Raw genomic sequence first — 16,966 nt, forward strand, 5'->3', positions numbered from 1 at the left:
GGCGACCGCAACGGGCCATGGCCTATTGGTTGATGAAAAGCGAGCCCGATGTCTACGGGATTGACCATCTGCAGCGGGAGGGCAGCACCTTATGGGACGGCATTCGCAACTACCAGGCCCGCAATTTTATGCGGAGCATGCAAATTGGCGATAGGGCTTTTTTCTACCACTCCAATACCAAACCACCGGGCATTGTGGGCTTGATGGAGGTGGTTGAAACCCAGATTGTCGACCCCAGCCAATTTGATCCCAACTCCAAATATTTCGATCCCGCCGCAAGCTTGCAAAAGCCCCGCTGGGACTGTTGCCGGCTGCGCTACTTACGCCACTTCCAGCAGCTGCTCAGCCTGGATGCCCTACGGGAAAACTTCAGCCCCGAGCAGCTGGGGGTGGTGAAGCGGGGCAACCGTCTTTCGATCCTGCCGGTTGAGCCCAGCAGTGCCAAGCGACTGCTGGACCTGCTTGAGTCGCCATGAGCCAACTGGCCCGGATCAGCCCCAAGCCCCCCCTAGCCATCCGCAGCGCCGTCGAGCGAGGCTGGGCTGCCTTCAGCCACTGCCCCTGGGTGCTGATGGGGTTCACCCTGCTGAGCGGCGGCGCCAATTTGGCTGCCCAGCTTCTTTATCGCTACGAAAGCAGCCTGGTGCTGTCGCTGCAGGGCAAGCCCGACCCCGTCGCTATAACCATGGCGGCGGCTGCCTGGATCATCTACGCCCTTACCGGGCTTTGGCTGGTGGTGGGGTTGATGCGGGGGGCCCAACTAGCTCTCAATCAGAGGCGACCCAGGCTGGGAGCACTGATCCGGGTCGATGGCAGAGCGATGTTGCGCTGCTTTGGAACCGTGGTGCTGATCCTGGTGGTGCTGGCACTGATAGTGCGCCTGGCCCAGGCGAGCTCCTGGCTGCTCACGATGATTCAACCTCTGTTAGCCCCCCTACCGCTGGTGGCGGGTTTGGCTGCCGTTATTTATTTGAGCGCCGATCAAATTCTGAGCCTGCCGCTAGCCCTAATCGGAGGGCTTACCCCCCTGGCAGCCTTTCGCAGCGGCCGGGCCGCCACCGATCCCCACTGGCTCCAAGCCCTTGGCCTAACTCTGGTGCTGCTTGCCATGGTGCTGGCCGGCTTCCTGGTGCTGCTCATCGGGCTGGTGGTGGCGTTGCCAGTGGCGGCCTGCACCCTCACGGCCGCCTACCAGCAACTCTTCGGCCAGGAGGACCGGGGCCAGCTCACTGCTGCCTGAAGCTCGCCTGGGCGGGAAAGAGATTTGCCAGGTAGCAGCGGGTGACTTCCCGGTCGCCAAGGCCGTTCTGCACCAGGAAACCAGCCAGGGCAGCTTGAAACAACCGGTATTGATCCCAATTGGGGTGCTGCTCGATAAAGCCACGCATCGAGGCCAGTAAGGCCTCAGGCACCTCTGCGCGAAAGCTCACCGTTAAGCCTTCCCCCTCCACGGGAGCTTGAGCTCGGACGGGAGTCTGCAGATCCATGAGAGATAACGGCCTTGTGTGGCACCAGTTCTCCACATCAGGCCGGGCCCGTCAAATGGCCTGGCGAAGCTGCCCTGGCCAGCCTCCAAAGCTAAGAACCCAGCTCTGCCAGAGCATTTGCCATGGCCCCCTCGCCTTTGGGCCAAGCGGTGAGGCTGGAGCCAGCGCTGTCAAGGGGAAAGGCTCTGGCAGCGAGCTTCTCCCCAGGCCCTAGTGGGCAAGCCCCATCTGAACAACTGACCTGGGGAAAAACTGAGCAAAACTAAGAGTGATCTGGGGGCTGGGCGGGAATACGGCAATGATCAGCAGTGCTAAACAGCTTCAACTGCCGCTGGGTCTCAGCTGCAACCGTGCTGGCTTGCCCACATGCCCCAGCTAGCCGCCAGCCCCCTGTGCCAGGGCCGCCACCAAAGCCGCGCTAGGCCCGGGTAGCCAGCTGCCCTCAACGGCACGGCAATCAGCCCCAGGCGTGAGCACAAACCGCAGCGACCAGGCGTTGCGGTCGCCTTCCAAGGCAATCCACAAAGGGCCGCGCTCTAGCTCAATGCTGATCGACTCTTCAGCCATCAACTGACTGGCCAGATCATGGTGCTCTTGCACCAACTGCACCAGAGCCTGACCCAGCCCCCGGGCCTCCTCCGCTGTGAGCTCAGAGGCCCAGCCTTGGCCACCAATCAAAAAAGAAAAGGGGTGGCGGGCTGAATCTTCCAGCCACCTCCACCCCTCACCTTCTTGAACACGCATCCGCCGAATCAGCCGGGCAGCAAATCGGGCTGGTCCTGCTCATCGCTCATTTCGATGATGGCCCGCTGCACGGGTTTGATCATCGAATCGTCAAGCAGGCCATCGAAATCATCGAAACGACGCTGCTTAGCCCGAAAAGCAATCTTCACCGTGGTGAGGTAACGGTTGCTGGTGTGGCGGATCAGGCTCTCGGCCCGCTGGGCCAGTTCCTTGTGGTTGACATCAATACCGCTCTGCATGGGCAACCTTGCAATCACCTCAACCTAGGTCAACAACGGCAACTCCCCGTTTAGAAGGGTGTAATGCGGGGCACGCTGGCGATTGATCTAGGCAGCAGCACCACGGTGGTGGCCTACCAGGGGCCAGACACCGCGGCCAAGCTGCTGGCCCTGCCGCCGTACAGCACCAGCGAGCCGGTTGCGGTGCCAACCCTGCTATGGCTCAGCGATCCAGCAATGCCACGGCCCCTGATCGGTCGCCAGGTATTGGAGGCGGGCCTGGCCCACAGCGATTGCCCCCAGTTGCATCGGGACTTCAAACGACAAATCGGCGCGCTCCCCTGCCCGGCGCCCGAACCACCCCCAGCCTTGCCACTGCGGCCAGAACAGGCCGGAGCCTTGCTGCTGAGGCAGCTCTGGGCCGCCCTGCCGCCAGGGCTTGCGCCCGAGCGGCTGGTGCTGACCGCTCCTATTGACAGCTACCCCCGCTACCGCCAATGGCTGCAGGAGGTATGCAGCGAGCTAGAGGTGCCTGAGCTGGCCCTGGTGGACGAACCCACCGCCGCAGCCATCGGTGCGGGGTTGCCTGCTGGCAGCACGGTGCTGGTGGTGGACCTGGGAGGCGGCACCATCGACCTATCCCTGGTGGCCCTAGAGGGTGGCGAAGGACGCCCGGCGCCCATGGCCCAGCTGCTGCGCTTCGCCGGCCGGGATCTGAGTTCAAGTCGCCAGGCCCTGCGCTGTGCCCGGGTGATAGGCAAGGCAGGGGTGGCCCTGGGAGGCCGGGATATAGATCGCTGGATCGCAGCCCACCTTTGTCCCGGAGCCCCCCTTGATGGGGCCCTGCTGGAGGCAGCTGAATCGCTCAAATGCCAGCTCAGCAGCGCCGAAGAGGCCCTGGTGTTCTGGAGTCCTGCAGGCCTGCCTCCCCAACCTCTGCGGCTGAGTCGCAGCGGCCTAAACGCCTTGTTGGTGGAGCGGGGCTTGCTGGCCCAACTCGATGATCTGTTGGAGGTCGTGTTGGCGGGAGCCCGACGCGATGGCCTGGCCCCAAACCAGATCACCGCCCTGCTGCCGGTTGGTGGCAGCAGCCGCATGCCCCTGATCCACCAATGGCTGCAGGAGCGCTGCGGCGGCATTCCCCTGCAGGAAAGCCGGCCGGTGGAAGCCGTAGCCCTGGGGGCCCTGGCCCTCACCCCCGGGGTGCGGGTGCGGGATGTTTTGCGCTACGGAATTTGCCTGCGCTGCTGGGATCAGCGCTCCAGCCGCCATCACTGGCAACCGCTGTTTGTGGCGGGACAAACCTGGCCGAGTGAGCGGCCGCTGGAAATCGTGCTCGCCTGCAGCAGCCCCAACCAGCGAAGCCTGGAGCTGGTGCTGGGAGAACCAGACAACGAAAGACGCAGCGAGGTGGTGTTTGAGGCCGGGCTACCGGTGCTGCGTCCGCGACCAGCGGGGCAAGCCCGAGTGATGCCCTGGAGCGAGCAACCCCCAGACCTTGCCCTGGACGTGCCGGGACAGCCTGGCGAGGACTGTCTGCGGTTGTCTTTTTCTGTCAACGACCAGGGCCAGCTGGTGCTGGAGGTCACGGACCTACGCAGTGGTCGCCTCAGCGCCCCCCAACTTCTGGGCCCGGTGCGCTGAGAGTTAGAGGCAAAGTCAAGTGGACGCCGCAAGCGCTGCCCTCCGCTGACGGCATCTCGGCCGCAGCGTCCATAAAACTAAGTTTCATATTTCCGTATTTGCCTTGGCCCTACGCCGCCACAGGCTGCCCCGTTTCTGGCTGGGTCTCACCCTGGGTCTTGTGGCCTGCGGCATTGGGGCGACCTACTGGTGGGAGCAGCAGCTGCCGCAACGGTTGGAGCAGGCGGCAAGGAGCGGCGACTTAGAAGCCTGCCTGCGCTACAGCGAACAGCTCGAAGCCCTGCGCTGGCTGGGGGGGCAGGCCCCTGCCGAACAAGGCAGCTGCCGGCGCCGCAAAGCGGCCCAGCTCTGGCAGCAGGAGCGCTGGGGCGAGGCTCTGCAGTTGCAATTGCAACTGGTGAACTCCCTTACCGGCAGCGAAGCCGACCGCCAGCGGCTGCTGGTGTGGCAGCAAAACCTGCAGCAGCGCGCCATGACCCGCTTCCAGGAGGGCGACCTACCTGCAGCCCTGAAGATCCTGGCTGTGATGGGCGATGACCACCGGGCCGACGGCGACAGCCTGGGCGACAAACTCAGTGAAAACTGGACTCGCAACCGGCTGCAGCTGGAGCGGGCCAAGGGCCTCACAGAGCAAAAGCGCTGGTGGGAGGCCCTCGAGGCCCTCACCCGCATCGACCATCCCTGGTGGAAAACCCAGAGCCGCGGCCTACAAGCCAAGGTGCAGAAGGGCATCGAAGGCCTGTCAGTGCAGGAGCGCGAACACGACGCCCATGGCCAGCTGCCCCACACCGTGCCCGCCGCCCAACTCGATGCCCAGGTGCGCCAACGGATCTCCCAGGGTATGGACGAGTGGTCCGCGTTCCAGGAGGCCTGTCGGGCCTTAGGTGGACAGGTGGTTGAGGCCGGGCCGGAGACGGCCTGTCAGCGCCGATCCAGCAAGCGGTGATTGGCGCGTGACAAGATTGGCCCCGCGATGAAGCTCTGGAGCCATGCAGGCAGGTGATCAGGTTCAGGTCTCCCAAAGCGTGGTCGTATACCACCACCCCCAGCACCGCGGGGTCGCCTTCGATCTCAAAGGCCAACAGGGTGAGGTGGTCACCGTGCTCAACGAGTGGAAGGGCCGGGTGATCAGCCCAACCTTGCCGGTGGTAGTTGCCTTCGGCAAATTTCGGGCCCATTTCCGCTCAGATGAGCTGGCTCCCGCCTGATCGCTTGCCTGAATCTCGTTAGAGCTCCGGCCGCAGCAGGAACACCCCCTCCTCGCCATCGATCTCCTGTAGGCAGAGCTGGATTGATTCTTGGCGACTGGTGGGCACTAGCTTTCCACAGAAATCAGGCTGGATCGGCAGCTCCCGGTGACCGCGATCCACCATGGCCAGCAAGCTGACCCGCTTGGGCCGCCCCCAGGCTTGCAAGGCTTCAAGTGCCGCCCGCACAGTGCGCCCCGTAAAGATCACGTCATCCACCAACACCACCTGGCGCCCATCCAGAGCCACGGGCAAATCGGTGGGCTGGCCCAAACGGGTGCCGACTCGCTCCAGGTCATCTCGATGAAAGGTGGGATCGACACTGCCTTGGTCGATCGGATGGCCGGCTAAGACTGCCAAGCGGGAGGCCAAAACCTCAGCCAACGCCACTCCACGGGTGGGTATGCCGAGAAGCACCAAGGAGCTGCTATCGGCCACGCCTTCCAACACCTGGGAGGCAAGCCGGTCAAGGGTGCGGCCCAAATCCAGGGCCGAGAGCAGTTCGAGCCGATGCATTAGGGAATCAGGCAAGTCGGCTAGGGCTGGTTGGCTGTGTGACCAAAGGCTGACCCCGAGGGAAGCAGTTGGGATCGCAGCACATTTGCACTGTAAGTTGGTTTTGGAAGGCGTTGGTTCAACGTCGCTAGGCGAGACGGGTGACGACTATTCCCTCCCAGCAGCAATCCACCCTGGTGCCAGGCCCAGCATCGGCCTCTAGGGCTTCATCCTCTGTGGCCCCGGTCGTACTCGCCATTTTGGATGGCTGGGGTTACAGCCACGAAGCCGATCACAACGCCATACGTGCTGCCAGCACCCCGGTGATGGATGCCCTCTGGCACGCCTACCCCCACACCCTGATTGAGGCCAGCGGCGCCGCTGTCGGCCTGCCAGATCATCAGATGGGCAATTCTGAGGTGGGCCATCTCACAATCGGCTCCGGTCGAATCATTCGCCAGGAGCTGGTGCGGATCAGCCAAGCTGTCAAGGACGGCAGCTTGGCCGCCAACCCTGCGCTCAATTCCTTAGCCGACCGCCTACTTCTCAAGGGCGGCTGCCTGCACCTGATCGGCCTGTGCTCCGATGGGGGCGTGCACAGTCACATCACCCACCTAGGGGGTTTGTTGCAATGGGCCGCGAGCCGCGGTCTCAAGGATGTCTGCATCCACGTGATCACCGATGGCCGGGACACGGACCCGAGCAGTGCCCCCCGATTCGTCACCCAGGTTCAAGAGCAGATCAGTCGGGCCGGCGTGGGCCGAATCGCTACCCTCTGCGGCCGCTACTGGGCAATGGATCGCGATAACCGCTGGGAGCGCACTGAGAAGGCCTATCGACTCTTAACCGAACCAAGCGAGATATCCGAGCTCAGCCCGGTCAACGCCATCCACGCCTCCTACGCCCAAGAGATCGGCGACGAATTCCTCGAGCCGTTGCGATTGGCGGAGGGATTGATCAAGAGCGGAGACGCTCTGGTGTGTTTCAACTTCCGGCCCGACCGGGTGCGCCAGTTGATCCGCGCCCTGGTTTTGCCGGAATTTGACGACTTCTCGCGGCAGCGCCAAGCCCAACTGGATGTGGTCACCTTCACCCAATACGAAAGGGGCTTGCCCGTAGCGGTGGCTTTTCCGCCCGAATCTCTCGATGGCTTACTGGGCCAAGTGGTTTCGAACTCGGGGCTGCGCCAGTTCCGCACAGCTGAAACCGAAAAATATCCTCACGTCACCTATTTCATGAATGGGGGAATTGAGCAGGCCTTCCCTGGAGAAGATCGCCACCTAGTCCCCTCCCCCCGGGTGGCTACCTACGACCTATCCCCGGAAATGTCCGCCGGCGAGCTCACTGAAAGCTGTATTGCCGCAATCAAAAAGGGCATTTACTCGTTGGTGGTAATCAATTACGCCAATCCGGACATGGTGGGGCACACCGGCAAAATGAAAGCCACCACTGAAGCAATCACCACTGTCGACACCTGTGTAGGAAAGCTGATGGAGGCCACCAACCGCATGGGAGGCACGCTGCTGATCACCGCAGACCACGGCAATGCCGAAGTGATGGAGGGCCCAGATGGTCGCCCTTGGACTGCTCACACCACAAACCCCGTGCCCGTGATTTTGGTGGAGGGCGAGAAACGCAAGCTGCCCGGCCACGGCACCAACGTGTCGCTGCGTGACCATGGCGGCTTAGCCGACATCGCCCCGACCCTGCTCGAGATCTTGCACCTGCCCAAGCCCGCAACCATGAGCGGTGAATCACTGATCCTGGCAACTGGGACCGCAGCCGCATCCAGTCCCATCCCCCAGACCCTGGGCGTTTAATCTGCCTCTATTCAAAGAGGCCCATGATCACTTCAGTTTTGTCATGGGTGTGGATTGGCAGTGGCGTTCTGCTGATCATCAGCGTGCTACTACATAGCCCCAAGGGCGATGGCATGGGCGGGCTGGCCGCTAGCGGCGGTTCGATGTTCACCAGTGCCCGTAGCGCCGAAGCCACCCTCAACCGCATCAGCTGGACCTTGCTAGCAATTTTTCTTGGCCTGGCCGTTGTGCTCAGCGCCGGCTGGCTCGGTTAGGTCTGTGACGCCAATGCCGCGACGCAATCTGCTGGTAGCCCTGGGATCAAGCCTGGGTGCCTTCTTCACTGGCGTCTCCCGCGCCGAAGCAGCTTCCAAGGCCCAAGATCCCGCCTGGCAGCTCAGCGAAGCCAGCTGGAAGAAACGTCTCAACCCTGCCGCTTATAACGTGCTCCGCCAGGAAGGCACCGAAAGGCCCTTCTCCAGCCCCTTGAATAGCGAAAAACGCCCAGGCACTTTCGTTTGTGCTGGCTGCGCCCTGCCCCTCTTTAGCTCCAAGGCCAAATACGAGAGCGGCACCGGCTGGCCCAGCTTCTGGCAACCGCTGCCCAACGGGATCGCCACCAAGGTGGACTTCAAGTTGATCGTGCCCCGCACCGAATACCACTGCCGGCGCTGCGGCGGCCATCAGGGCCACGTGTTTGACGACGGCCCTAAGCCCAGTGGCAAGCGCTACTGCAACAACGGCGCAGCCCTCAATTTCATCACCGGTTAACCGGTGTATTCGCCGTTGTAGGCCTCTTCGCCGTGAGCATTGATATCGAGGCCCTGCTGTTCCTGAATGTCGTTAACACGCAGGGGCATCACCAGGCGAATCAGTAGAAGAATCACATACGTGCCTACTCCAACAAAAAGAATTGTGAATCCTGCGGCCTTGAGCTGAATCCAGAGCTGACCTGGCTGACCGACTAGCAGTCCATCTGCGCCAGCGGGATTGAGGCTTTTCAACGTGAACACGCCAGTTAGCAGAGTGCCGAGCAACCCGGCCACGCCATGCACCGGCAGCACATCGAGGCTGTCATCGAGCCGCCAGCGATTCTTGAGTTGCATGGCATAGCTGCAAACCAGGGCCGCCGCAAAGCCGATCAACACAGCCGCCAGAGGGCTCACATAGCCAGCCGCTGGGGTGATCGCCACTAGGCCGGCCACGGCGCCGGTAGCCACACCCACGGCAGTGGGCTTGCCGCGCTGCCATGTTTCCAGCAGCATCCAGCCCAGGGCAGCGGCAGCGGCAGCGGTATTGGTGGTGAGGCAGGCAAGGGAGGCCAAATTGCCTGCCACCAGGCCGCTACCACCATTGAAGCCAAACCAGCCGAACCAGAGCAGGCCCGCCCCAAACAGGATGAAGGGCACGTTGTGGGGTGGGGCGGCATAGCCCACGCCCCCACTGCGACGCCGGCCCACCACCAAGGCAGCAACGGCGGCGGCCACGCCCGAGGCCAGTTCCACCACCAGGCCACCGGCGAAGTCGATAGCACCGAGGCCGGAGCTACCCAAGAACCCACCGGGGCCCCACACCATGTGGGCCAGGGGTAGATAGATGAAGGTGCTCCAGAGCAGCAGAAACACCATCCAGGCGCGGAAATGCATCCGCTCCACCACCGCACCGGAAATCAGCGCCGGAGTGATGATCGCAAAGGTGACCTGGAACAGGGCAACGGCACCGTGACTGAGTTGCCCATCCCCATAGGGAGCCGACCAATTGCTGAGCCCCGCCCACTGCAACCCGCCGATGAACGGAGCCAGGGGACCGCTGCCGGGAGAGAAGGCCAGGCTGTAGCCGAACAACACCCAGAGCACACTCACCAGGGCCATGGCGGTGAAGCTCATCACCATGGTGTTAAGCACGTTGCGGCTGCGAACAAAGCCCGCATAAAAGAGGGCCAGAGCTGGCGTCATCATCAGCACCAGGGCGGCACTCACCAACACAAAACCATTGTTGGCACTGCGAAGGGCCAGATCGGTTGCAAACAGAAGCGGCACAGCTGAGCCAAAACCAGGCGCCACCCTGAAGACCAACGGATCAGCAGCCAGTAGCAACCGCTACCAAAAGAGCCTTTAAAGGTGGCAACCGATACAGCTGGGATGGATGGGCCCGCTTGGCTGAACGGAAACGAACAAAAAAAGGGCAGAAGGAAAACCCTTCTGCCCTCGCTGACGATGACGGAGAGGGGCCTCGAAGGCACCCATCTCGCTGTCAATAGTCGAAGTCGCCGCCGCCCATGCCGCCACCGGCGGGAGCAGCATCTTTCTTGTCTGGCATATCAGCCACGATGCACTCGGTGGTCAGCACCATGCCGGCGATGGAGGCGGCATTTTGCAGACCGGAGCGGGTCACCTTGGCGGGGTCGACGATACCGGCAGCCAGCATGTCGACGTACTCGCCGGTGGCGGCGTTGTAGCCCTCGTTGAAGGGCTTGTTGCGCACGTTCTCAGCCACGACAGCGCCATTGACGCCAGCGTTTTGAGCGATGCGCATCAAGGGTGCGGTCAGCGCGGAGGCCACGATGTGGGCGCCGATCAGCTCCTCGCCAGAGAGGTTGGCCGCAGCCCACTCCTCGAGGGCGGGGGCCAGGTGGGCCAAGGTGGTGCCACCACCAGGAACGATGCCTTCTTCAACAGCCGCCTTGGTGGCGTTGATGGCGTCTTCCAGGCGCAGCTTCTTGTCCTTCATCTCAGTCTCGGTGGCGGCACCCACCTTGACCACGGCCACACCGCCGCTCAGCTTGGCAAGACGCTCCTGCAGCTTCTCCTTGTCATAGGAGGAGTCGGTTTCGTCCATCTGCTTGCGGATCTGCTCGCAGCGCGCCTTGACGGCCACTTCGTTGCCTTCGGCCACGATGGTGGTGGTGTCCTTGTTGATGGTGATGCGGCGGGCGGTGCCCAGCATCTCCAATTTGGCGTTCTCAAGCTTGAGACCGGCGTCCTCGGTGATCAGCTGACCGTTGGTGAGAACGGCGATGTCCTCGAGCATGGCCTTGCGGCGATCACCGAAACCAGGGGCCTTGACTGCCGCCACGTTGAGCACGCCGCGCAGGCGGTTCACAACGAGGGTGGCTAGGGCTTCCTTCTCGATGTCCTCGGCAATGATCAGCAGGGGCTTGCCTGTACGGGCGATCTGCTCAAGCACGGGCACCAGGTCCTGCACCAAACCGATCTTCTTATCGGTGAGCAGGATGTAGGGCTCTTCGAGCACCGCTTCCATGCGCTCGGTGTCGGTGGCGAAATAGGGCGAGATGTAGCCCTTGTCGAAGCGCATGCCTTCGGTGACCTCCAGCTCGGTGGTCATCGATTTCCCTTCTTCCAGGGAGATCACACCTTCCTTACCGACCTTGTCCATCGCATCGGCGATCATGCGACCTACCTCTTCGTCGTTGCCGGCGGAGATGGTGCCCACTTGGGCGATGGCGCTGGAGTCGGAGATGGGCTTGGCGTGCTCCTTGATCTTGCCTACGAGGAAATCGGAAGCCTTATCGATGCCCTTTTTGAGGGTGATCGCATTGGCGCCTGCAGCCACGTTGCGCAAGCCTGCCTTGACCATGGCATGGGCCAAAACAGTGGCGGTGGTGGTGCCGTCGCCGGCGGCATCGTTGGTTTTGGAGGCGGCCTGACGGATCAGGGCAACACCGGTGTTCTCGATGTGGTCTTCGAGCTCAATTTCCTTGGCGATGGTGACGCCGTCGTTGATGATCTGGGGAGCACCAAACTTTTTCTCCAGGACCACGTTGCGGCCCTTGGGTCCAAGGGTGACAGCAACGGCCTCAGCCAGAATGTCGATACCTCTTTCGAGAGCTCTGCGAGCGTTCTCGTTGTAAATAATGCGCTTAGCCATGGAAGGCGATGTCCTTATGGGGTTAGGTCGGATTCAGTAATCGGCCAGTCGTCAGTTGACGATGGCGAGGATGTCCTTCTCGGAAAGCAACACAAACTCGTCGCTGCCGAGCTTGATGTCGGTGCCGGCGTACTTGCTGTAGAGCACCTTGTCGCCAACGCTGACCTCAGGAGCCTGGCGGCTGCCGTCGTCGTTGCGCTTGCCGGGGCCGATCTGCACCACCTCGCCCACCTGGGGCTTTTCCTTAGCGGTGTCAGGCAGAAGGATGCCGCCGGCGGTTTTCTCCTCCGATTCGGACACCTTGATAAAAATGCGATCTCCGAGGGGCTTAACCGTGGAGACGCTGAGAGAAACAGCAGCCATGGATGGATTGCGGGAGCAATGACATGACGCCTGAGACGCCACAGAACAGTGAACTTGAGTGGGCCTGAGGGGCGATTTAGCACTCGAGCTCTACGAGTGCCAACTTATGCCCAATCAAGTTCCAGTGCCCAGGCCCAGACCGTGCGGGTGACCGAACCACCAGGGCGAACAGTTGCTGAACAGGGTTTACCGCCTGTCGCGGTGGTAAGGTTGCGCCGCTTCAGGCGGGCTGATTCCCCCTGCGCTTCCCCAAGATTTCCTTACCTATGGCAGCTGCTACCGCCACCGGCACCAAAGGCACCGTCCGGCAGGTGATTGGCCCGGTTTTAGACGTTGAATTCCCGGCCGGCAAGCTGCCCAAGATTTACAACGCGCTTCGGATTGAAGCCAAAAATTCGGCCGGCCAGCTAGTCGCCCTAACTGCTGAAGTCCAACAGTTGCTGGGCGATCACCGAGTCCGTGCTGTGGCCATGAGCACCACCGACGGCTTGGTCCGTGGCATGGAGGCAGTTGATACTGGCGCCCCAATTTGCGTACCCGTGGGCGAAGCCACCCTCGGTCGCATCTTCAACGTGCTCGGCGAGCCCGTGGATGAGCAGGGTCCAGTAACCACCAGCGTGACCGCTTCGATCCACCGCGCCGCCCCCAGCCTCACTGAGCTGGAGACCAAGCCCAAGGTTTTTGAGACCGGCATCAAGGTGATCGACCTGCTGGCTCCTTACCGCCAAGGGGGCAAGGTTGGCCTGTTCGGCGGTGCCGGCGTTGGCAAGACCGTGCTGATCCAAGAGCTAATCAACAACATCGCCAAGGAGCACGGCGGCGTTTCCGTGTTCGCTGGCGTTGGCGAGCGCACCCGCGAAGGCAACGACCTTTACGAGGAATTCAAGGAATCGGGTGTGATCAACCCCGACGACCTTTCCAAGTCGAAGGTGGCGCTCTGCTATGGCCAGATGAACGAGCCCCCTGGTGCCCGCATGCGCGTGGGTCTCTCAGCACTCACCATGGCTGAGCACTTCCGCGATACGAACAAGCAAGACGTCTTGCTGTTCGTCGACAACATCTTCCGTTTCGTGCAGGCCGGTTCAGAGGTATCGGCCCTGCTCGGCCGCATGCCTTCAGCTGTGGGCTATCAGCCCACCCTCGGCACCGACGTGGGCATGCTGCAAGAGCGCATCACCTCCACCCTGGAAGGCTCGATCACTTCGATCCAGGCCGTCTACGTACCTGCAGACGACCTGACCGACCCGGCACCTGCCACCACCTTTGCCCACCTAGACGCCACCACCGTGCTGAGCCGCGGCCTGGCTTCCAAGGGCATCTACCCGGCTGTGGATCCTCTGGATTCCACCAGCACCATGCTTCAGCCAGCGGTGGTAGGTGATGAGCACTACCGCACTGCACGCTCCGTGCAAAGCACCCTGCAGCGCTACAAAGAGCTCCAAGACATCATTGCGATTCTTGGTCTCGACGAACTCTCCGAGGACGACCGCCGCACGGTTGACCGGGCCCGCAAGATCGAGAAGTTTCTCTCCCAGCCATTCTTCGTGGCCGAGATCTTCACCGGTCAAAAGGGTGAGTACGTCAAGCTGGACGACACGATCAAGGGCTTCAACATGATTCTGGCCGGCGAGCTTGACGACCTACCTGAAGCTGCCTTCTACCTAGTGGGCAACATCGACCAGGTGAGGGCCAAGGCCGCCAAGATTCTTGCCGAAGCCAAGGGTTGATTCCTGCTTTTCCCTGAGGACCCCTACCCATGAGTCTCACCCTCCGCGTTCTGGCCCCTGATCAGAGCGTTTTTGATGGAACCGCCGAAGAGGTAATCCTGCCAAGCACTACTGGGCAGGTAGGTATCCTTCCTGGCCACGTCACCATGCTGGCAGCACTGGATACAGGCGTAATGCGTCTGCGCTCCGGCGGCGCTTGGTCAACGATCGCCCTAATGGGTGGTTTCGCTGAAGTGGAGGCCGATGAGGTCACCGTTTTGGTGAATGCCGCTGAGCTCGGCAGCTCAATTAATGCTGCATCCGCAGAGGCTGCCTTTGAGGCTGCCCAATCGGCAGCAGCTGCATTCGAGGGCAAGCCAGCTAGCCCAGACAAGGTCAAAGCCCAGCAAGCACTGGCTGCGTCTCGCGCCCGATTCCAAGCAAGCAAAGCCATCTAGATTTCCAAACATTCTAGATTTTCCAAGAATCTAAGTATTCAAAGATTTTAATTCCGGAAGTCAACCCGTACCCAGGGTTGACTTCCGGAATTTTTATGGTTATGTCGTTAATGAGCAAAAAAGATGCACAAAAAAGCACTCCTCGCGGAGCGCTGGTAGATATAATTTTTATCCGGGCAAAAACTAAGCTTCAGAATTCAGCGCCGATCAGGCGGTACCGCAGAAAGTGACATCAGGAAACTTGAGTTTGGCGTCGTCCAGGCTCTTGCCTTTTCCTTCTTCCTGCCAGTAGTTGATCACCTCGGTAGCCTTGTTAAGCACCTCAACGCGCTCGTTATCGGTGATCCAGCTCTTGCCTTCGAGCTCGGTCTTGAGGGTTTCCCAGGCATCTTCCCGGGGCCAGAAGAAGTAAGAAGTAAGAGGGCTCGGACCACCGCCAACAATCTGATCCACCGCTAGGGCGACGTTGTCAGGCAGCCACAGGATCTTGAGCAGGAAACGACCTTCGTCAGCCTTGGGGGTATAGCCAGAAGGAACGCCATCCTCATCAATGATGGCGGTCGCCAGAGCCGCACTGCCGCCACGCATCACCGGACGCCCCTGGGTGGTGGTGTCTTCGGCAGCCGCGGCCACTTCGGCCAATTCGGTTACTGCTGCGTCAGGAGCGCTCTCGAAGGCTGTCATGGGGTCAGTGCTCAAGGCAACAGAGCAAAGAACTAACCTACCAGCCGCCTGGCCGCCCTCGGCCCCCGCCTGCGGCTATGGCCCTGCGCCTGTTCCTCGATTCTGCAGATCCCAAAGCCTGGCAGCAGTGGCTGGCCAGCGGCCTATTTCACGGCGTAACCACCAACCCCACCCTGCTGCGCCGGGCCGCCCAGCCCTGCACCCTCGACAGCCTGGCAGCCCTCAGCCGCACGGCCCTGGCCCATGGCATCGCCGAACTCCACCTGCAGGCATGGGGCGCCACCACGGCAGACATGCTGCGCTGCGGCCAGAAACTAGCGGCCCTGGCCCCCGGCCGCATCGCTGTGAAGCTGCCGGTGACCAAGCAGGGAGCAGCGGTTGCCCGGGAGCTGGTTGGCGCCGGCGTTGCCGTCACCTTCACCGCCTGCTACGAGCCCCACCAGGTGCTGATCGCCGCGGCCCTGGGAGTCGAATACATCGCCCCCTACCTGGGCCGCATCCAGGATCAGGGGCGCAATGGGGTAGCTGAAGTGGTCACCATGCAGCGATGCCTTGCGGGGCTCGGCTCCAGCGTGCGGCTGCTGGTGGCCAGCTTGCGCCAGCCCAGCGAACTCAGCCACCTGGCCGCTGAAGGGCTGAACACCTTCACGATCAGCCCGGCACTGGCAGCTGAACTATTCGGCAGTGAGGCCACCGCTGCAGCCAGCGTCCAGTTTGAAAGCGATGCCCGTTCCTGAAAGCCAATCTTGATGCCCATGTTCGCCTCTTCGCCCCGGGCCGTAGTGCTGTTCGACATCGATGGCGTAATCCGCGATGTGAGCGCCAGCTACCGCCGGGCAATCGTCGAAACGGTGCACCACTTCCATGGCCAGCGTCCCGAGCCCGCCGCCATCGACCGCCTCAAAAGCGAAGGAAGCTGGAACAACGATTGGCAGGCCTCGATGGAGCTGCTGCGCCGCACCGGCCATAACCCGCTACCGGCGTTTGAGGAGCTGGTGGCGGTGTTCGAAGGCTTCTATTTCGGCGGCGATCCCGCCGGCGATCCGGGCCATTGGCGGGGCTTCATCCGCGACGAGCCTCTACAGGTGCAGCAAGCTTTTTTTGCCGCTCTGGAGGCTGCAGGTCTGGCCTACGGCTTCGTGAGTGGCTCCGAGCCCCCCTCCTGCCGCTACGTGCTGGAAACCCGCCTGGAGCTGGCCAATCCGCCCTTGATTGCCATGGGCGATGCGCCAGATAAGCCCGATCCCACCGGCCTGCTGCAGCTAGCCAGCCGGTTGGCCGGCGAGAGCCTGGGGGCTGGCGCAGCGCCGGTGATTTACCTGGGCGACACGGTGGCCGATGTGCTCACCGTGCAGCGCGCCCGCGCCCAGTGCCCCGGGCAGCGCTTCTTGAGCTTTGCGGTAGCGCCACCCCATCTGCACAGCCAGCCCGAAGCGCGAGCCGCCTACGAGGCGCGCCTGCGGGAGGCCGGCGCCGATGTGGTGATTCCCAGCACGGCGGCACTTTTGAGCAGCGTCAAGGGTCTGGATGCCATAGACCTGCACTAGCTTGCAATCAGCTAGTGATATCAGTGATGCCAGCCATCAGTGTTCGCGGCCTGGATGAGTCCCAGCTGGACCAATTGAAGGAGCAGGCCCGCCAGCAAGGCATCAGCCTGAATCGCCTCGTACTGCGTCGCTTAACAGGAGAGTCATCCGCACCGCACAACCAGCATCACGACCTGGACGACCTGGCTGGCACGTGGTCTGAGGAAGAGAGCAATGCCTTCAGCTCGGCCATCGCCCCCCTCGAACAGATCGACCAGGAACTCTGGGCCTGAGCCATGCGGCCCATTGCCCTGGATACCAATGCCTATGCCGGGTTTAAGAGGGGCCTCCTCCCCTGCATGGAGCTGGTCCAACGTGCCGACAGGCTGCTGATCAGCAGCACCGTGATTGGAGAACTTCTGGCAGGCTTCGCCTGCGGCACACGCGAAGCCCGCAACCGAGAGGAACTCAGCCAGTTTCTGGCCTCACCACGGGTCCAGCACTGCCCCTGCGGCTTGGCCACAGCGGACACCTATGCACTGATTTACCGAGACCTGCGCCGCAAGGGTCGGCCCATTCCCACCAATGACATCTGGATCGCCGCCAGTGCAGTTGAGATGGGATCGGTTCTGTTCAGCTTCGACGAGCATTTCCAGCAGATCGATGGGCTGCGGATCATCCAGAGCTGGGCTGATGCCCTGCCCTAA

The 16,966-nt window shown here is 62.1% G+C and carries 22 protein-coding genes; 14 read left to right on the forward strand and 8 right to left on the reverse strand.

From position 1 onward, the window contains the following. The first annotated feature begins 17 nt into the window (after nucleotides 1–17). Both KBZ22_RS08225 and KBZ22_RS08230 read left to right on the forward strand, forming a co-directional pair. A complete protein-coding gene (locus KBZ22_RS08225; RefSeq protein WP_254959823.1) occupies nucleotides 18–476 on the forward strand; it encodes an EVE domain-containing protein in 459 nt (152 codons plus the stop codon). Then, entirely contained in the window at nucleotides 473–1,240 is a 768-nt protein-coding gene (locus KBZ22_RS08230; RefSeq protein WP_255021676.1) for a hypothetical protein, read from the forward strand. Before KBZ22_RS08225 ends, KBZ22_RS08230 begins: the two co-directional genes overlap by 4 nt. Here KBZ22_RS08230 and KBZ22_RS08235 read toward each other — a convergent pair. The 3 genes from KBZ22_RS08235 to KBZ22_RS08245 all read right to left on the reverse strand — a co-directional run bounded on the left by KBZ22_RS08235 (nucleotide 1,227) and on the right by KBZ22_RS08245 (nucleotide 2,470). After that, complete coding sequence (locus KBZ22_RS08235) at nucleotides 1,227–1,487, reverse strand: DUF2811 domain-containing protein (RefSeq protein WP_106502308.1); 261 nt, start codon at nucleotides 1,485–1,487, stop codon at nucleotides 1,227–1,229. The genes KBZ22_RS08230 and KBZ22_RS08235 overlap by 14 nt on opposite strands. Before the next feature lie 375 nt (nucleotides 1,488–1,862). Beyond that, nucleotides 1,863–2,231: a DUF1818 family protein gene (locus KBZ22_RS08240; protein WP_106502310.1), complete on the reverse strand. Its 369-nt coding sequence runs from the start codon at nucleotides 2,229–2,231 to the stop codon at nucleotides 1,863–1,865. A gap of 8 nt (nucleotides 2,232–2,239) precedes the next feature. Next, entirely contained in the window at nucleotides 2,240–2,470 is a 231-nt protein-coding gene (locus tag KBZ22_RS08245; RefSeq protein WP_106502311.1) for a DNA-directed RNA polymerase subunit omega, read from the reverse strand. A 63-nt stretch (nucleotides 2,471–2,533) separates the two neighbouring features. Between KBZ22_RS08245 and KBZ22_RS08250 the strand changes: the two genes are divergently transcribed. The 3 genes from KBZ22_RS08250 to KBZ22_RS08260 all read left to right on the forward strand — a co-directional run bounded on the left by KBZ22_RS08250 (nucleotide 2,534) and on the right by KBZ22_RS08260 (nucleotide 5,301). Further along, nucleotides 2,534–4,093, forward strand: a complete 1,560-nt coding sequence (locus tag KBZ22_RS08250; protein WP_254940994.1) for an Hsp70 family protein — start codon at nucleotides 2,534–2,536, stop codon at nucleotides 4,091–4,093. Between the two features lie 103 nt (nucleotides 4,094–4,196). Beyond that, nucleotides 4,197–5,039 (forward strand): hypothetical protein, encoded by an 843-nt coding sequence (locus tag KBZ22_RS08255; RefSeq protein ID WP_255021677.1) that lies wholly within the window; start codon nucleotides 4,197–4,199, stop codon nucleotides 5,037–5,039. 43 nt (nucleotides 5,040–5,082) lie between these two features. Continuing rightward, nucleotides 5,083–5,301, forward strand: coding sequence for a ferredoxin-thioredoxin reductase variable chain (locus KBZ22_RS08260; RefSeq protein WP_255021678.1), 219 nt, complete (start codon nucleotides 5,083–5,085; stop codon nucleotides 5,299–5,301). Nucleotides 5,302–5,319: 18 nt separating this feature from the next. Here the strand turns inward: KBZ22_RS08260 and pyrR are convergent, their stop codons facing one another. Next, the gene (gene pyrR, locus KBZ22_RS08265; protein ID WP_255019000.1) at nucleotides 5,320–5,856 is read right to left on the reverse strand and encodes a bifunctional pyr operon transcriptional regulator/uracil phosphoribosyltransferase PyrR; all 537 of its coding nucleotides are present in this window, start codon (nucleotides 5,854–5,856) and stop codon (nucleotides 5,320–5,322) included. 215 nt (nucleotides 5,857–6,071) lie between these two features. Here pyrR and gpmI point away from each other — a divergent pair, with 215 nt between their 5' ends. The 3 genes from gpmI to msrB are packed head-to-tail and all read left to right on the forward strand — an operon-like array spanning nucleotide 6,072 to nucleotide 8,405. After that, nucleotides 6,072–7,655: a 2,3-bisphosphoglycerate-independent phosphoglycerate mutase gene (gpmI, locus tag KBZ22_RS08270; protein WP_255021679.1), complete on the forward strand. Its 1,584-nt coding sequence runs from the start codon at nucleotides 6,072–6,074 to the stop codon at nucleotides 7,653–7,655. A 23-nt stretch (nucleotides 7,656–7,678) separates the two neighbouring features. Next, nucleotides 7,679–7,909: a preprotein translocase subunit SecG gene (gene secG, locus KBZ22_RS08275; protein ID WP_254937435.1), complete on the forward strand. Its 231-nt coding sequence runs from the start codon at nucleotides 7,679–7,681 to the stop codon at nucleotides 7,907–7,909. 13 nt (nucleotides 7,910–7,922) lie between these two features. Then, a complete protein-coding gene (gene msrB, locus KBZ22_RS08280; protein WP_254940990.1) occupies nucleotides 7,923–8,405 on the forward strand; it encodes a peptide-methionine (R)-S-oxide reductase MsrB in 483 nt (160 codons plus the stop codon). On the opposite strand, the gene KBZ22_RS08285 is transcribed toward msrB, so the two are convergent. The 3 genes from KBZ22_RS08285 to groES all read right to left on the reverse strand — a co-directional run bounded on the left by KBZ22_RS08285 (nucleotide 8,402) and on the right by groES (nucleotide 11,885). Then, nucleotides 8,402–9,673, reverse strand: a complete 1,272-nt coding sequence (locus KBZ22_RS08285; RefSeq protein WP_254940989.1) for an ammonium transporter — start codon at nucleotides 9,671–9,673, stop codon at nucleotides 8,402–8,404. The genes msrB and KBZ22_RS08285 overlap by 4 nt on opposite strands. Before the next feature lie 214 nt (nucleotides 9,674–9,887). Then, nucleotides 9,888–11,522: a chaperonin GroEL gene (gene groL, locus KBZ22_RS08290; RefSeq protein WP_106502318.1), complete on the reverse strand. Its 1,635-nt coding sequence runs from the start codon at nucleotides 11,520–11,522 to the stop codon at nucleotides 9,888–9,890. A gap of 51 nt (nucleotides 11,523–11,573) precedes the next feature. Further along, nucleotides 11,574–11,885: a co-chaperone GroES gene (gene groES / locus KBZ22_RS08295; protein ID WP_094561335.1), complete on the reverse strand. Its 312-nt coding sequence runs from the start codon at nucleotides 11,883–11,885 to the stop codon at nucleotides 11,574–11,576. Between the two features lie 266 nt (nucleotides 11,886–12,151). Here groES and atpD point away from each other — a divergent pair, with 266 nt between their 5' ends. Then, nucleotides 12,152–13,612 (forward strand): F0F1 ATP synthase subunit beta, encoded by a 1,461-nt coding sequence (gene atpD, locus KBZ22_RS08300; RefSeq protein WP_254940988.1) that lies wholly within the window; start codon nucleotides 12,152–12,154, stop codon nucleotides 13,610–13,612. A gap of 29 nt (nucleotides 13,613–13,641) precedes the next feature. Beyond that, complete coding sequence (gene atpC, locus KBZ22_RS08305) at nucleotides 13,642–14,049, forward strand: ATP synthase F1 subunit epsilon (protein WP_254940987.1); 408 nt, start codon at nucleotides 13,642–13,644, stop codon at nucleotides 14,047–14,049. Nucleotides 14,050–14,256: 207 nt separating this feature from the next. Here the strand turns inward: atpC and KBZ22_RS08310 are convergent, their stop codons facing one another. Next, nucleotides 14,257–14,733, reverse strand: a complete 477-nt coding sequence (locus KBZ22_RS08310) for a 30S ribosomal protein PSRP-3 (protein WP_396094819.1) — start codon at nucleotides 14,731–14,733, stop codon at nucleotides 14,257–14,259. A 77-nt stretch (nucleotides 14,734–14,810) separates the two neighbouring features. On the opposite strand from KBZ22_RS08310, the gene KBZ22_RS08315 reads away from it, so the two are divergent. The 4 genes from KBZ22_RS08315 to KBZ22_RS08330 are packed head-to-tail and all read left to right on the forward strand — an operon-like array spanning nucleotide 14,811 to nucleotide 16,966. Further along, entirely contained in the window at nucleotides 14,811–15,470 is a 660-nt protein-coding gene (locus tag KBZ22_RS08315) for a transaldolase family protein (RefSeq protein WP_254940986.1), read from the forward strand. An 18-nt stretch (nucleotides 15,471–15,488) separates the two neighbouring features. Further along, nucleotides 15,489–16,280 (forward strand): TIGR01548 family HAD-type hydrolase, encoded by a 792-nt coding sequence (locus KBZ22_RS08320; protein WP_254940985.1) that lies wholly within the window; start codon nucleotides 15,489–15,491, stop codon nucleotides 16,278–16,280. Nucleotides 16,281–16,306: 26 nt separating this feature from the next. Further along, a complete protein-coding gene (locus KBZ22_RS08325) occupies nucleotides 16,307–16,552 on the forward strand; it encodes a hypothetical protein (RefSeq protein WP_254940984.1) in 246 nt (81 codons plus the stop codon). A 3-nt stretch (nucleotides 16,553–16,555) separates the two neighbouring features. Then, nucleotides 16,556–16,966 (forward strand): type II toxin-antitoxin system VapC family toxin, encoded by a 411-nt coding sequence (locus KBZ22_RS08330; RefSeq protein ID WP_254940983.1) that lies wholly within the window; start codon nucleotides 16,556–16,558, stop codon nucleotides 16,964–16,966.

The sequence above is a fragment of the Cyanobium sp. L1E-Cus genome (genome assembly GCF_024345755.1).
GTDB classification, from domain to species: domain Bacteria; phylum Cyanobacteriota; class Cyanobacteriia; order PCC-6307; family Cyanobiaceae; genus Cyanobium_A; species Cyanobium_A usitatum.

What these genes read in the sequence shown, in the direction of transcription:
- KBZ22_RS08225 (WP_254959823.1), top strand. Translation starts at nt 18, where the DNA reads ATGGCCTATTGGTTGATGAAAAGCGAGCCCGATGTCTACGGGATTGAC.
- KBZ22_RS08230 (WP_255021676.1), top strand. Translation starts at nt 473, where the DNA reads ATGAGCCAACTGGCCCGGATCAGCCCCAAGCCCCCCCTAGCCATCCGC.
- KBZ22_RS08235 (WP_106502308.1), bottom strand. Translation starts at nt 1,487, where the DNA reads ATGGATCTGCAGACTCCCGTCCGAGCTCAAGCTCCCGTGGAGGGGGAA.
- KBZ22_RS08240 (WP_106502310.1), bottom strand. Translation starts at nt 2,231, where the DNA reads ATGCGTGTTCAAGAAGGTGAGGGGTGGAGGTGGCTGGAAGATTCAGCC.
- KBZ22_RS08245 (WP_106502311.1), bottom strand. Translation starts at nt 2,470, where the DNA reads ATGCAGAGCGGTATTGATGTCAACCACAAGGAACTGGCCCAGCGGGCC.
- KBZ22_RS08250 (WP_254940994.1), top strand. Translation starts at nt 2,534, where the DNA reads ATGCGGGGCACGCTGGCGATTGATCTAGGCAGCAGCACCACGGTGGTG.
- KBZ22_RS08260 (WP_255021678.1), top strand. Translation starts at nt 5,083, where the DNA reads ATGCAGGCAGGTGATCAGGTTCAGGTCTCCCAAAGCGTGGTCGTATAC.
- pyrR (WP_255019000.1), bottom strand. Translation starts at nt 5,856, where the DNA reads ATGCATCGGCTCGAACTGCTCTCGGCCCTGGATTTGGGCCGCACCCTT.
- secG (WP_254937435.1), top strand. Translation starts at nt 7,679, where the DNA reads ATGATCACTTCAGTTTTGTCATGGGTGTGGATTGGCAGTGGCGTTCTG.
- msrB (WP_254940990.1), top strand. Translation starts at nt 7,923, where the DNA reads ATGCCGCGACGCAATCTGCTGGTAGCCCTGGGATCAAGCCTGGGTGCC.
- groL (WP_106502318.1), bottom strand. Translation starts at nt 11,522, where the DNA reads ATGGCTAAGCGCATTATTTACAACGAGAACGCTCGCAGAGCTCTCGAA.
- groES (WP_094561335.1), bottom strand. Translation starts at nt 11,885, where the DNA reads ATGGCTGCTGTTTCTCTCAGCGTCTCCACGGTTAAGCCCCTCGGAGAT.
- atpD (WP_254940988.1), top strand. Translation starts at nt 12,152, where the DNA reads ATGGCAGCTGCTACCGCCACCGGCACCAAAGGCACCGTCCGGCAGGTG.
- atpC (WP_254940987.1), top strand. Translation starts at nt 13,642, where the DNA reads ATGAGTCTCACCCTCCGCGTTCTGGCCCCTGATCAGAGCGTTTTTGAT.
- KBZ22_RS08310 (WP_396094819.1), bottom strand. Translation starts at nt 14,733, where the DNA reads ATGACAGCCTTCGAGAGCGCTCCTGACGCAGCAGTAACCGAATTGGCC.
- KBZ22_RS08315 (WP_254940986.1), top strand. Translation starts at nt 14,811, where the DNA reads ATGGCCCTGCGCCTGTTCCTCGATTCTGCAGATCCCAAAGCCTGGCAG.
- KBZ22_RS08320 (WP_254940985.1), top strand. Translation starts at nt 15,489, where the DNA reads ATGTTCGCCTCTTCGCCCCGGGCCGTAGTGCTGTTCGACATCGATGGC.
- KBZ22_RS08325 (WP_254940984.1), top strand. Translation starts at nt 16,307, where the DNA reads ATGCCAGCCATCAGTGTTCGCGGCCTGGATGAGTCCCAGCTGGACCAA.
- KBZ22_RS08330 (WP_254940983.1), top strand. Translation starts at nt 16,556, where the DNA reads ATGCGGCCCATTGCCCTGGATACCAATGCCTATGCCGGGTTTAAGAGG.